Consider the following 12,280-nt stretch of genomic DNA (forward strand, 5'->3'; position numbering starts at 1 on the left):
CTCGCACTGGGAAGCAAGCCCGGCGATGCCGAAGGGGAGGTCGGCTTATGGCCATGAACAAAGCGCTTTTCCCGTGCCTTGCAGCGATTCATCCTGCCGCCAGCCGCGGCACGCTGCCTGCCTTTCCGTGCCTCGCCGGACTGCGGATCATCCTCGCCCGCCGAAACGTCACCGATCAGAGAGGCCGCCCATGACCGCAAACGCCGATCCCCGCCGGACCGCGCGCCAGCCCGATCCCCCCAAGGCGCCGCCATCGTCCCGGCGCGGGCTGTGGCTGTCTCTGGCCGCAGCTGTGCTTGTTCTGGGCGCCATCGCGCTGGACACGACCGTCGTTCATGTCGGGTCAGAGGCCGATATCCGCCAGCAGGCCTTTTCGCCCGACGCCTATGGCCAGCAGGAATTTCCGCGCATCCGCGACCTTGTCATCAGCCGCGCGGTTGATGCCCAGGTCCTGCACGCCGCCATCTCCGCCGACCAGCAGGCCGCCATCGCCGAATATGGCACACCGGCCTCGACCGGGGCGATCTTCATGATCAACGTCACCGGTGTCGCAGGCACGCCCCGCGCGGGTGTTTATCCGCTGCAGGTCGAAGGTCTGCCCGAAGATCTGGTGATCCGCGTGCAGACCGGACCCGCGATCAACGGCACCGACCTGCGTGACGCGCCGGGCGACATTGCCTTTGGCGACTTCCGCAATCAGATCGAGTTCCAGGATGCCGGATCTGGCATCAACCGTGCCATGGCCGCCGAAGTGCTGGCGCCCATCGACACGGCCAACCTGACCGGTCGCACCTTGACCGTGACCGGCGCCTTCCGTCTGGTGAATCCGACGAACTGGATGATCACCCCTGTCGCGCTGGAGGTCCAATGACCGGGATCGTCCTTGCCGCACGCAACATCGCCAAGTCCTACGGCCAGGTCCATGCCCTCAAGGGCGTGAACTTCGACATCCGCCGGGGCGAGGTGACGACCCTCTTCGGGGAAAATGGGGCAGGCAAATCCACGCTGATGAAGATCCTGTCGGGCGTCATCCAGCCCTCGTCGGGCGAGATCGTGCTGGACGGCCAGCCCGCCCGGTTCGCCAATGCCGCCGAGGCGCAGGCGCGCGGCATCTCGATCATCCATCAGGAACTGAGCCTGGCGCCCAACTTGTCGGTGCGCGACAACATCTTCATGGGCCGCGAGATCATGACCCCCTTCGGCGTCGATTACGCCGAAGAGGAACGGCAGGTCCGCCGGCTGATGGAAGAGCTGGAGGAGGATATCGACCCTCGCACCCCGGTCGAGGAACTGCGTCTGGGTCAGCAGCAGATCGTCGAGATCGCCCGTGCCCTGTCGGTGGACAGCCGCATCCTGATCATGGACGAGCCGACCAGCGCCCTGTCGGCCAGCGAGGTCGAGGTTCTGTTCAGGGTGATCCGCGACCTCAAGGCGCGCGGCGTCAGCATCGTCTATATCTCGCACCATCTGGAAGAGGCGCTGACCATCACCGACCATGCGGTTGTGCTGCGCGACGGCGTGATGACCGCCAGCGCGCCGCGCGACCGGATCGACCTGGAATGGATCGTCCGCAACATGGTGGGCGAGAATTACGATCTGGGCAGCCCGCCCGACACCGTGCCCGGCAACGTGGCGCTGTCGATCCGGGGCCTGTGCGTGCCGGATGCGACCGGGCAGGATCTGGTGCGCGGCCTCGATCTGGACATCCGCGCGGGCGAGATCGTCTGCATCTACGGCCTGATGGGCGCGGGGCGGACGGAATTGCTGGAAGCCATCGCCGGACGCCTGCGCGCCAGCGCCGGGCAGATCGTGCTGGACGGGCAAGAGGTCGGCCACCTGTCCATCGCAGAGCGGATCGCGCGCGGTCTTGCGCTGGTCCCCGAGGATCGCCAGCGCGACGGGCTGGTCCAGACGATGAGCGTGGGGCAGAACCTGTCGCTGGCCTCGATCGCGCGCTTCACGCGGGGCCTGTTCATCGATGCCCGCGCCGAGCGCGCCCTGATCGAGGACAGTATCCGCAGCGTCACGATCAAGACCGCGGGCGGGGACGCGGCCATCGGCTCGCTGTCGGGGGGCAATCAGCAGAAAGTCGTGATCGGCAAGATCCTGGCCACGCAGCCGCGCGTCATCATGCTGGACGAGCCCTCGCGCGGCATCGACATCGGCGCCAAGGCCGAGGTCTTCCGCCTGCTGGCCGAAGGCGCGCGGCAAGGGCTGGCCGTTCTCTATTCGACATCCGAGGTCAGCGAATGTCTGTCCATCGCCCATCGGATCATCGTCATGCACAAGGGCCGCATCTCGGCCGAGTTCGACAGCAGCGTCACGAAGGAAAGGATCATGGCCGCCTCTGGCGAGTCCGTGGCCGCCTGAGCGCGAGGAGGAAACCATGTCCGCATCAACCACCAACCCCGCCTTGCCCAAGCGTCGCACGCTGAACCTGACGCGCATCTTGCTGGAGGGTCGCGCCTTCTTTGCGCTGATCGCAATCATCGCGGTCTTTTCGTCGCTATCGCCCCATTACTTCACGGTGGCGAACTTCCTGATCATGTCCAGCCAGGTGGCCATCTTCGGGATTCTGGCCATCGGCATGTTGCTGGTGATCCTGAATGGCGGCATCGACCTGTCGGTGGGCTCGATCCTGGCGCTATCGGGGGTCGTGGCGGGCGCGATGATGCAGGGGGTGGAACTGGATGCGCTTGGCGTGATCCTCTATCCGCCGGTCTGGGCGGTGGTGGTGCTGACGCTTTGCGTGGGCGCGGCGGTGGGCGCGGTGAATGGCGTTCTGGTCGCCATCTTCAAGGTGCCGCCCTTCGTCGCGACGCTTGGCGTCATGTATGTGGCGCGGGGGATTGCGCTGCTGATGACCAACGGGCTGACCTACAACAACCTGCGCGGCCGCGAGGAACTGGGCAATACCGGCTTTGCCTGGCTGGGCTTCAACCGGCTGTGGGGCATCCCGATCAGCGTGATCGTGCTGGCCGGCATTGCCATCATCGCAGGGCTGGTCCTGTCGCGCTCGGCCTTCGGGCGCTGGCTTTATGCCTCGGGCGGGAATGAACGCGCCGCGGAACTGTCGGGCGTGCCGGTCAAGCGCGTCAAGATCACCGTCTATGTCGTCTCGGGGATGCTGTCGGCGGTCGCGGGGCTGGTGCTGGCCTCGCAGCTGACCTCGGCCGGTCCCACGGCGGGCATGACCTACGAACTGACTGCCATCGCGGCGGTCGTGATCGGTGGCGCGGCGCTGACCGGCGGGCGCGGGACGGTGCGCGGCACGATGCTGGGCGCCTTCGTGATCGGCTTCCTGTCGGCGGGCCTGGTGATCATCGGGGTCAGTTCCTACTGGCAGACCGTGTTCACAGGGGCCGTGATCGTGCTGGCCGTGCTGATGAACTCGATTCAATATGGCGGCCCCCGGAAGGGCTGAGGCCGCCCCGACCTTCCCCGCGCGGCCCGAAACGAGGGCGGACCGCGCGGAAAGACAGCCCCGCAAGGGGCAGACCACCAACCCAAAGGGAGAGAGATAATGTTGAAGATGACCCGCCGGATGCTGATGGCCGCCGTGGCAAGCGCCCCCCTGATGGCCGGCTCGGCCTGGGCCGAAGGCCTGATCACGATCATCGTGAACGACCCCGCCAACCCCTACTGGTTCACCGAGGGCGAGGTCGCCCGCGCCACCGCCGAGGAGCTGGGCTATTCCGCCAACGTGGCCGCCCACCGCGGCGATACCAATACCGAAAGCACCCTGATCGACACCGCGATCACCAACCAGTCGGTGGCGATCATTCTCGACCCGGCCAATGCCGACGGCTCGATCGGCGCGGTCCAGAAGGCCGTCGATGCCGGCATCCCGGTCTTTCTGGTCAATGCCGAGATCAACCAGGAAGGACTGGCCAAGGCGCAGCTTGTGTCGAACAACGCTCAGGGCGCGGCGCTTGGCGCACAGGCCTGGGTCGAAGCAATGGGCGAAGAGGGCGGCAAATATGTCGAATTGTTCGGCAACCCCGCCGACAACAACGCGCAGACCCGCTCGAACGGGTTCGAAACCGTGCTGAGCCAGTATCCCGAATTCGAAAAGGTCGGCCAGGAGGTCGCGAACTGGGACCGCACGCAGGGCTTCCAGCGCATGCAGTCGCTGCTGCAGGCGAACCCGGACATCAGCGGCGTGATCTCGGGCAATGACGAGATGGCCCTTGGCGCCATCGCCGCGCTGAAAGAGGCCGGGCGTCTGGACGGCATCGTCGTCGGCGGCTTCGACGGCAGCCCCGACGCGGTCGAGGCCGTGAAGGCGGGTGAGATGGCCTATACCGTCCTGCAACCCGTGGCGGTCTTCGCGGCCGAGGCCGTGCGCCAGGCCGACAACTACATCCGCACCGGCGAGACCGGCGCTGACAGCGAAAAGCAGCTGTTCGACTGCCTGCTGATCACCGCCGAAAACGCGCATCTCTACAGCGCGCCCTTCGTTCTGGATCAATAAGCCCTCTGGCGGCGGGGGCGCTCTGCCCCGGCCGCCGACCCTTCTCACGGAACCGGAATGCGTATGCTGCTGCTGGGCATCGACAACGGGCTGACCGTCACCAAGGCTGTGATTTTCGACGCCTCGGGCCGAGTTCTGGCCACCGCCCGGCGGCGCGTCGCGCAATCCATGCCCAAGCCGCGCCATGTCGAACGCGACATGGCCGATCTGTGGCACCAGACCGCCGCCGCCATCTCCGAGGCCATCGCGGTCTCGGGTCAGCCCGCATCGCGGATCGCCGCCGTGGCCGCGACCGCACATGGCGACGGGCTTTATCTGCTGGACCGCGCGGGCGCGCCTCTTGGCCCGGGCATCCTGTCGCTGGACAGCCGCGCGGGCAGCGTCGCCGAGAACTGGGCGCGCGACGGCACCGCTGCGCGGGCGCTGGCGCGGACGGGGCAGATGCCCCATGCCTCGGCCCCGTCCGCGCTTCTCGCCTGGATCCGCGACAATCAGCCCGACCGCTTCGCCGCCATCGGCCATGTGCTGGCCTGCAAGGATTGGCTGACCCTGTGCCTGACAGGCCGGATCGGCACCGACCTGACCGAGGCCAGCACATCCTTTACCGCTATGCAGAGCCAGGACTACGCGCCCGACATCCCGGACCTGTTCGGCCTTGGCCCCCTGCCTCTGCCCGAGATTGCGCTGCCCGACCAGATCGTGGGCCATGTGACGCCCGAGGCCGCCGCGATGACCGGCCTTCTGCCCGGCACGCCGGTCGCGGCGGGGCTGCATGACGTGACGGCCTCGGCGCTTGGCGCGGGCGGCTACGGCGAAGGGATCGTCGCCATCGTCGCCGGGACCTATTCGATCAACGAGACCGTCACCCGTCAGCCGCGGACAGATCCGCGCTGGTTCTGCCGCAACGGCATCGCCCGCGGCGAATGGAACGCCATGTCGATTTCGCCAGCATCTTCCGCGAATTACGACTGGTTCCTGGACAATCTTGGCGCCGATGACGGCTCGGGCACACCGCTGCATTTTCAGGCCATCCCGCAGATCGAGACCGCATTGAGCCGCCCCTCGACCGCGCTTTTTCTCCCTTATCTCTTCGGCTCGCCCCATGGCCCGCAAGCCAGCGGCGCCTTCTTCGGTCTGCGCGGCTGGCAGGATCGCCCCGCCCTGCTGCGCGCGGTGGTCGAGGGGATCGCCCTGAACCACCGCCACCATGTCGAGGCCCTGCGCGAGGGCTTTGCCCCCCGCCACGCCCGCCTGACCGGAGGCATCTCGCGCGCGCCCGTGCTGGCCCAGCTTTTCGCGGATGCGCTGGACATGCCCGTCACGACCTCGCCCGTCGAAGAGGCCGCCGCCTGGGGCGCAGCGCTTTGCGCGGGGGCGGGCGTCGGCCTTTTCGCATCGCCCCGCCACGATCCGCGCCCCCAGGCTGGCACGACCCATCATCCCGACCCTGACCGCGCCACCGATCTGGCCGCACGCCATGCCGTTCTGACCGATCTGGCGGCGGCACTGACGCCGCTCTGGCCCCGGATCGAGGCCTTGGGCGCCCCATGATCCGCGATATCGACGTGCTGATCCTGGGCGCGGGGATCAATGGGGCCGGTCTTTTCCGCGACCTCTGCGAGCAGGGAATCGACTGTGCCATCATCGACAAGGGCGATTATGGCGGCGGCACCTCGGCGGCGCCCTCGCGGCTGATCCATGGCGGCATCAAGTATCTGGAAACCGGCGAATTGCGTCTGGTGGCGCAATCGACGCTGGAACGGAATCTGCTACTGAAGAACGCGCCGCATCTGGTCAGGCCGCTGCCGACGGTGATCCCGATCTTCTCGTGGTTGCGCGGCATCGGCCCAGCGCTGCGGACGCTGATGGGATCGACCACCGCCCCCCGCAGCCGCGGTGCGCTGCTGATCAAGGCGGGGCTGGCGATCTATGACTTCTACGGCCGCCGCCACCGGGTCATGCCGCGCCATCAGCTGTGGTCACGGGCCCGCGCGCTGCGCGACATCCCGCCCCTGACGCCGCGCATCCGGGCGGCAGGGTATTATCACGACGCGGCGGTGACACTGCCCGAACGGCTGGTCTGGGAACTGATCGCGGACGGGCTTGGCGCCCATCCGCGGGCGCTGGCGCGAAACCACACGACCCTGGCCGGGACGGATGGTCAGGTGATCCGCTTCGACGGCCCGTCCGGGCCGCTGGCCCTGCGCCCGCGCATCGTGGTGAACGCGGCGGGCCCCTGGATCGACCGGGTGAACGCGGCGCTCGGCGCGCCCTCGCGGCTGATCGGGGGGACCAAGGGCTCGCATATCCTGCTGGACCATCCCGAACTGCTGGCCGCGCTGGACGGCCGGATGGTCTATTTCGAGGCCGATGACGGCCGCATCTGCCTGGTCTTTCCCTATCTGGACCGGGCGCTGGTCGGATCGACCGACATCCGCGCGGACGATCCCGACGAGGTGGCCTGCGACGATGCCGAGATCGCCTATTTCCTCGACGCGCTGCGCGGCCTGCTGCCGGGTCTCGGTTTCGACGAAAGCCAGATCGTCTATGCCTATTCGGGCATCCGGCCCCTGCCCGCCTCGAATGCTGCCAATCCCGGCCTGATCAGCCGCGACCATTCCGCCCCCGAGATCGCCCCCGAGGGCGCGCGCTGCTGGCCCATCATCTCGCTGGTGGGCGGCAAGTGGACGACCTTTCGGGGCTTTGCCGCCGAGGTTGCCGATGACCTGATGGCGCGGCTCGGCGTCACGCGCCGCCGCGACACCGCGCTGCTGCCCATCGGCGGTGGCCGCGATTACCCGGCCGATGCGGGCGCGTGGAGCGACGATGCGGCCCGCCGCACCCTTGCCGCGCCCGCCCGCGCGCGCCAGCTTCTGGCGCGCTACGGCACGACGGCCGGGGCCATCCTGGCGGCCGAAGGGGCAACGCCGGTGATGCTGGAAGCCAGCGATCACAGCGAACAGGAACTGGACTGGATCATCCGCAACGAACAGGTCGGCACGCTGGCCGATCTGGTCATGCGCCGCACGGCGCTGGCGGTGACGGGGCGGCTTTCGGCGCGCGATCTGAAGCGAACCGCCGAACTCTGCGCGCAGGCGCTGGGCTGGGACGACGCGCATCGCGCGGCCGAATTGCGGCAGACGCAGGCGATGCTGCTGATGCGGCACCGCCTGCGGATGGATCAGGCCGCCTCGGGCTGATCCAGGCGGGCCAGACGGGTCTCGACCGCCAGCATCTGCGCGACGGCATGGGCGGCCTCGGCCCCCTTCTTCACGAAATGCTCGCGGTAGAAGCCGGTCAGAAGCTCGGTCTCCTGGTAGTTATGCGGCGTCAGCGAGACCGAGAAGACCGGCACGCCGGTTTCCATGCCCGCCTGCATCAGCCCGGAGACCACGGCCTGCGCCACGAAATCATGCCGATAGATGCCGCCATCGACGACAAGCGCCGCCGCGACCACGGCATCATATTTGCCGGTCCGGGCCAGCTTCCTGGCCAGCAGCGGCATCTCGAAGGCGCCGGGCACATCCCAGGCCTCGATCTGGGCGCCGGGCATCAGGCCGGCAGCCTCGGCGACGAAACCGTCATGCGCGCGGTCCACGACATCGGCGTGCCAGCGGGCCTTGATGAAGGCGATACGAGGGGATCTGGTCATCTTTCAGGAACCTTGCGTTAGCTGCGTCAGGCCCCCAAGGCATACCACGGCGGGCGCATCGGGACGCCCGCCACGGTTCTCTTCCATCCGGACTATACCGTCGGCTCCGGAATTTCACCGGATCTGCTGACCCTTTCCCGACGGGAAAGGCGCTCGCGGGCTGTGACCGCCGGTGGGGAATTGCACCCCGCCCTGAGAACGCTTGCAGGATAGGCGTTCCCGAGGCTCCCGCCAAGGCCCTGGCGGCAGGCTCGCGGCAGAAAACGACATTCGTGATGTCGTTGTCCTTCACGAACTTGGTGGCGGCGGCGATGTAGGCGGCGGGGGCGGGGTTCCGCAGGGGTTCGCTTGTCGTCTTGTCCAGGACGGCGTTACAGCGGCTCGATGTCGCCTTCGGCCCGTCTGGCGTGGAAATCGGCGACGAAGGCATCCAGCCGTCCCTCGGCAATGGCGCCGCGCAGCCCTTCCATCAGGCGCTGATAATAGTGCAGGTTGTGCCAGGTCAGCAACATGCCGCTGATCATCTCCTTGGCGCGAAAGACGTGGTGCAGATAGGCGCGCGAATAGCCGGTGCAGGCGGGACAGGTGCAGGTCTCGTCCAGGGGGCGCGGATCGTCCTGGTGGCGCGCGTTCTTGATGTTGACCTGCCCGCGCGGGGTCCAGGCCTGACCCGTCCGCCCCGATCGCGAGGGCAGGACGCAATCCATCATGTCGATGCCGCGCTGGACGGCGCCCACGATGTCGTCGGGCTTGCCCACGCCCATCAGGTAACGCGGCTTGTCCCGCGGCAACAGATCCGGTGCATAGTCCAGAACGCCGAACATGGCCTCTTGGCCCTCGCCCACCGCGAGGCCGCCGACCGCATAGCCGTCAAAGCCGATCGCCCGCAGCGCCTGCGCGGATTCCTCGCGCAGTTCACGGGTGACGCCGCCCTGCATGATGCCGAACAGCGCATGTCCCGGCCGGTCGCCGAAGGCATCGCGCGAGCGCTGCGCCCAGCGCATCGACAGCCGCATCGAGGCTGCGACCTCGGCCTCGGTTGCGGGCAGGGCCGGACATTCATCAAAGCACATCACGATGTCGCTGCCCAGCAGACGCTGGATTTCCATGCTGCGTTCGGGGGTCAGATGGTGCTTCGATCCGTCCACATGGCTGGAAAAGATCACGCCCTCTTCGGTCAGTTTCCGCAAACCGGCCAGGGACATGACCTGAAACCCGCCCGAGTCGGTCAGGATCGGCTTTTGCCAGTTCATGAAGCGGTGCAGCCCGCCCATCCGCGCGACCCGTTCGGCCGTGGGGCGCAGCATCAGGTGATAGGTATTGCCCAGCAGGATATCCGCCCCTGTCGCCGCCACGCTCTCGGGCAGCATCGCCTTGACCGTGGCCGCGGTGCCCACAGGCATGAAAGCCGGGGTGCGGATCTGGCCGCGCGGCGTGTCGATGACACCGGTGCGCGCCTTGCCGTCGGTGGCGTGAAGCGTGAATCCGAAGCGGGTGCTGTTCATCTGGCGTAACCTTCTGCAAGCGGTGGCTTTTAGCCCCGGTGGCGCGGGGACGCAATGCGCGCACCTCTGGACCGGGGCCGAGAGCCGCCCTATATAAACAGTCGGAATTGAAGGAAGACACGATGACCGAACCCCTGATGGAAGGCGCGCCGCTGATTGCGCCCTCGAGCACGGACCACCCGCTCTACGAGTCGATCGTCGAGGCGTGCAAGACGGTCTATGACCCGGAAATTCCGGTCAATATCTATGATCTGGGTCTGATCTACACGATCGAGATCAATGACGAGGCCGCGGTCAAGGTGATCATGACCCTGACAGCCCCCGGCTGCCCGGTCGCGGGCGAGATGCCCGGCTGGGTTGCCGACGCGGTCGAGGCCGTGCCGGGCGTCAGGCAGGTCGATGTCGAGATGACCTTCCAGCCGCAATGGGGCATGGACATGATGTCGGACGAGGCCCGGCTGGAACTGGGTTTCATGTGATCCCCAATCCCTGCCACTGGCGGGGATCGCAAGACTACGCATCTTGAGCGGCGACCCCGCTGCGCCTATCTCATGCATGACATTGCCTGAGGAACGCTCCATGTTCGCCCTGCCCGGAACTGCCCCCGTGACCATCACGCCCGCCGCCGAGGCGCAGATTGCCCGCCTGATGGCCAGCAAGGGTGCCTTCGGGCTGCGGATCGGGCTGAAGAAAGGCGGCTGTGCGGGCATGGAATACACGATGGAACTGGCCGAGGCCGCAGGCCCTGCCGAAGAGGTCGTGGAACAGGGTGCCGCTCGCGTGCTGATCGCGCCCATGGCGCAGATGTTCCTGTTCGGAACCGAGATCGACTACGAAACCGGCCTGCTGGATTCGGGCTTCCGCTTTCGCAACCCGAACGTGACCGACAGTTGCGGCTGCGGCGAATCCGTGCGCTTCGAACCGCTGGAAGGCAGCCGCGCCGGACAAGACTGACCCCGGCCACAAGGCTGTTGCGCGGCCCTGCCGCTCCGCTTACTGCTCTGGCAGTCACACGGAGGAACGACATGGCACCGCGCAAACTGGCAGCAGGCAACTGGAAGATGAACGGCACTCTGGCCTCTCTGGCCGAGGTCGAAGCCTTGGCAGAGGCCCATCCCGCGCCCTCCTGCGATGTGCTGATCTGCCCCCCTGCCACCCTGATCCATGCCTTGGCCAGCCGTATCGCGGGGCGCGGCATCAAGGTTGGCGGTCAGGATTGCCACGCCAGTCACTCGGGCGCGCATACCGGCGATCTGGCCGCCTCGCAACTGGCTGATGTGGGCGCAAGCCATGTGATCCTTGGCCATTCCGAACGCCGCGCCGATCATGGCGAGACCAGCGGCGCCATCGCCGCCAAGGCCCGCGCCGCACACGAGGCCGGGCTTGTCGCAATCATCTGCCTTGGCGAGACCGAAGCCGAGCGGGATGCGGGACAGACGCTGGACGTGATCGCGGGGCAGCTGGCGGCCTCGCTACCCGAGGGGGCGACCGCCGCGAACACCGTGATTGCCTATGAGCCTGTCTGGGCCATCGGCACCGGCCGCACCCCCAGCAGCGAACAGATTGCCGAGGTCCATGCCCTGCTGCGCGCGGATCTGTCCAAGACCCTGGCCGACGGCGCGGATATCTCGCTGCTCTATGGCGGCAGCGTCAAACCCTCGAATGCGGCCGGGATCTTCGCCATCCCCCATGTCAACGGCGCGCTTGTCGGCGGGGCGAGCCTCAAGGCCGCCGATTTCGGTCCCATCGTGGCCGCACTATCCGCCGCCTGACAGCTTCGGCGCGGCGGGGTCATTTCGCCATTGCACCGAACCTGCCGCGCCTGTATCTAACCCGACAGGCACCCGTAGCTCAGCTGGATAGAGCGTCGCCCTCCGAAGGCGAAGGCCACAGGTTCGAATCCTGTCGGGTGCGCCACTTCCCGATACGAGCAGTGGCTAATGTCTGGCTGCGGCTAACGCGTTTCGATGTCCGTTGGCTCCCCCGACGCTCCAAACATGGAGCAGAGGGAGGCTTGCGGTCTGGATCGTCCGAGTTGGCCCGTGAATCTGGTTCGAATCCCATATGGCCCGAAATGCGCAGAGACCCCAAGGGCTACGCAGGCCTCACACATTCTTACGATGCACAATGGAATTGACCTGCCCCCGGTCGTTCCTCGTTCATATCGAGAGTCCTTGGGACTGATAGTGGCCGGTTTCGGGTTGGGCAAGCGCGCCGGGCGCGGAGCAGTCAGATTGCTCAAGCGTCCGGCGCGCCTCTGCAGGAGGCATTCCGCCAAGCGAGGAATGTGCCCTGGCGTTGTTGTAGTCGTAGCGCCATAGGGCCAGCTTGCGGCGGGCGCCGGCCAAGCTGTCGAAGATTGCCTCATTGAGGCATTCGTCGCGCAGACTGCCGTTGAAGCTTTCGATGAAGGCGTTCTGCTGCGGCTTGCCGGGGTCGATGTAATGCCACTGGGCGCCGTTGTCCTTGGCCCACTTCAGGACGGCCTTGCTGGTGAATTCGGTGCCCCTCGCCATCGGGCTCGAACCGATGGCGCCTCGATGGCTCGATCGGTGACGATGTTTGCGGGCCCGCCATAGAGCCGCACCAGCGCGTCCAACTCCCGCGTGACGCGGTCGCCCGAGATGCTGGTGTCGGCGATCAGGGCGA

Annotated in this window: 11 protein-coding genes, 1 tRNA gene, 1 pseudogene and 1 riboswitch; of the genes and pseudogenes, 10 read left to right on the forward strand and 3 right to left on the reverse strand. The window is 67.1% G+C overall.

All coding sequences use genetic code 11. From position 1 onward, the window contains the following. The first annotated feature begins 190 nt into the window (after positions 1-190). The 6 genes from KY389_RS09865 to KY389_RS09890 all read left to right on the forward strand — a co-directional run bounded on the left by KY389_RS09865 (position 191) and on the right by KY389_RS09890 (position 7,674). The gene (locus KY389_RS09865) at positions 191-871 is read left to right on the forward strand and encodes a DUF2291 family protein (protein WP_219830763.1); all 681 of its coding nucleotides are present in this window, start codon (positions 191-193) and stop codon (positions 869-871) included. Then, positions 868-2,370, forward strand: coding sequence for a sugar ABC transporter ATP-binding protein (locus KY389_RS09870; protein ID WP_219830765.1), 1,503 nt, complete (start codon positions 868-870; stop codon positions 2,368-2,370). Before KY389_RS09865 ends, KY389_RS09870 begins: the two co-directional genes overlap by 4 nt. Before the next feature lie 16 nt (positions 2,371-2,386). Then, positions 2,387-3,424 carry an ABC transporter permease gene (locus tag KY389_RS09875; protein WP_219830767.1) on the forward strand — a complete coding sequence of 346 codons (1,038 nt, stop codon included), beginning with the start codon at positions 2,387-2,389 and terminating at the stop codon, positions 3,422-3,424. 99 nt (positions 3,425-3,523) lie between these two features. Beyond that, a complete protein-coding gene (locus KY389_RS09880; RefSeq protein WP_219830768.1) occupies positions 3,524-4,474 on the forward strand; it encodes a D-ribose ABC transporter substrate-binding protein in 951 nt (316 codons plus the stop codon). A 57-nt stretch (positions 4,475-4,531) separates the two neighbouring features. Next, on the forward strand, positions 4,532-6,025 hold the full coding sequence (locus KY389_RS09885) for an FGGY-family carbohydrate kinase (protein ID WP_246588062.1): 1,494 nt from the start codon (positions 4,532-4,534) through the stop codon (positions 6,023-6,025). Beyond that, a complete protein-coding gene (locus KY389_RS09890; RefSeq protein ID WP_219830769.1) occupies positions 6,022-7,674 on the forward strand; it encodes a glycerol-3-phosphate dehydrogenase/oxidase in 1,653 nt (550 codons plus the stop codon). The genes KY389_RS09885 and KY389_RS09890 overlap by 4 nt, the downstream gene beginning before the upstream one ends. Here the strand turns inward: KY389_RS09890 and KY389_RS09895 are convergent. Together KY389_RS09895 and tgt are read right to left on the reverse strand one after the other, a co-directional pair. Continuing rightward, positions 7,656-8,126, reverse strand: coding sequence for a 6,7-dimethyl-8-ribityllumazine synthase (locus KY389_RS09895; RefSeq protein WP_219830770.1), 471 nt, complete (start codon positions 8,124-8,126; stop codon positions 7,656-7,658). The genes KY389_RS09890 and KY389_RS09895 overlap by 19 nt on opposite strands. A 71-nt stretch (positions 8,127-8,197) precedes the next feature. Then, positions 8,198-8,330, reverse strand: a riboswitch (FMN riboswitch). 167 nt (positions 8,331-8,497) lie between these two features. After that, on the reverse strand, positions 8,498-9,631 hold the full coding sequence (gene tgt, locus KY389_RS09900; protein WP_219830771.1) for a tRNA guanosine(34) transglycosylase Tgt: 1,134 nt from the start codon (positions 9,629-9,631) through the stop codon (positions 8,498-8,500). Between the two features lie 122 nt (positions 9,632-9,753). Here tgt and KY389_RS09905 point away from each other — a divergent pair, with 122 nt between their 5' ends. From KY389_RS09905 to KY389_RS09920, 4 genes are all read left to right on the forward strand, one after another. Then, positions 9,754-10,110 carry an SUF system Fe-S cluster assembly protein gene (locus tag KY389_RS09905; protein ID WP_219830772.1) on the forward strand — a complete coding sequence of 119 codons (357 nt, stop codon included), beginning with the start codon at positions 9,754-9,756 and terminating at the stop codon, positions 10,108-10,110. A 100-nt stretch (positions 10,111-10,210) separates the two neighbouring features. Then, the gene (locus tag KY389_RS09910; protein WP_219830773.1) at positions 10,211-10,585 is read left to right on the forward strand and encodes a HesB/IscA family protein; all 375 of its coding nucleotides are present in this window, start codon (positions 10,211-10,213) and stop codon (positions 10,583-10,585) included. Between the two features lie 71 nt (positions 10,586-10,656). Further along, the gene (tpiA, locus tag KY389_RS09915) at positions 10,657-11,403 is read left to right on the forward strand and encodes a triose-phosphate isomerase (protein ID WP_219830774.1); all 747 of its coding nucleotides are present in this window, start codon (positions 10,657-10,659) and stop codon (positions 11,401-11,403) included. 68 nt (positions 11,404-11,471) lie between these two features. Beyond that, positions 11,472-11,548 (forward strand) — tRNA-Arg (locus tag KY389_RS09920). A 242-nt stretch (positions 11,549-11,790) separates the two neighbouring features. On the opposite strand, the pseudogene KY389_RS09925 reads toward KY389_RS09920, so the two are convergent. After that, positions 11,791-12,280: pseudogene (locus tag KY389_RS09925) on the reverse strand (integrase core domain-containing protein); the annotation flags it as partial.

The organism is Paracoccus bogoriensis (genome assembly GCF_019431455.1).
GTDB lineage: Bacteria > Pseudomonadota > Alphaproteobacteria > Rhodobacterales > Rhodobacteraceae > Paracoccus > Paracoccus bogoriensis.

Bases quoted from the DNA above. Each gene is read 5' to 3' on its own strand.
- KY389_RS09865 (WP_219830763.1), top strand. From the start codon at position 191: ATGACCGCAAACGCCGATCCCCGCCGGACCGCGCGCCAGCCCGATCCC.
- KY389_RS09870 (WP_219830765.1), top strand. From the start codon at position 868: ATGACCGGGATCGTCCTTGCCGCACGCAACATCGCCAAGTCCTACGGC.
- KY389_RS09875 (WP_219830767.1), top strand. From the start codon at position 2,387: ATGTCCGCATCAACCACCAACCCCGCCTTGCCCAAGCGTCGCACGCTG.
- KY389_RS09880 (WP_219830768.1), top strand. From the start codon at position 3,524: ATGTTGAAGATGACCCGCCGGATGCTGATGGCCGCCGTGGCAAGCGCC.
- KY389_RS09885 (WP_246588062.1), top strand. From the start codon at position 4,532: ATGCGTATGCTGCTGCTGGGCATCGACAACGGGCTGACCGTCACCAAG.
- KY389_RS09890 (WP_219830769.1), top strand. From the start codon at position 6,022: ATGATCCGCGATATCGACGTGCTGATCCTGGGCGCGGGGATCAATGGG.
- KY389_RS09895 (WP_219830770.1), bottom strand. From the start codon at position 8,126: ATGACCAGATCCCCTCGTATCGCCTTCATCAAGGCCCGCTGGCACGCC.
- tgt (WP_219830771.1), bottom strand. From the start codon at position 9,631: ATGAACAGCACCCGCTTCGGATTCACGCTTCACGCCACCGACGGCAAG.
- KY389_RS09905 (WP_219830772.1), top strand. From the start codon at position 9,754: ATGACCGAACCCCTGATGGAAGGCGCGCCGCTGATTGCGCCCTCGAGC.
- KY389_RS09910 (WP_219830773.1), top strand. From the start codon at position 10,211: ATGTTCGCCCTGCCCGGAACTGCCCCCGTGACCATCACGCCCGCCGCC.
- tpiA (WP_219830774.1), top strand. From the start codon at position 10,657: ATGGCACCGCGCAAACTGGCAGCAGGCAACTGGAAGATGAACGGCACT.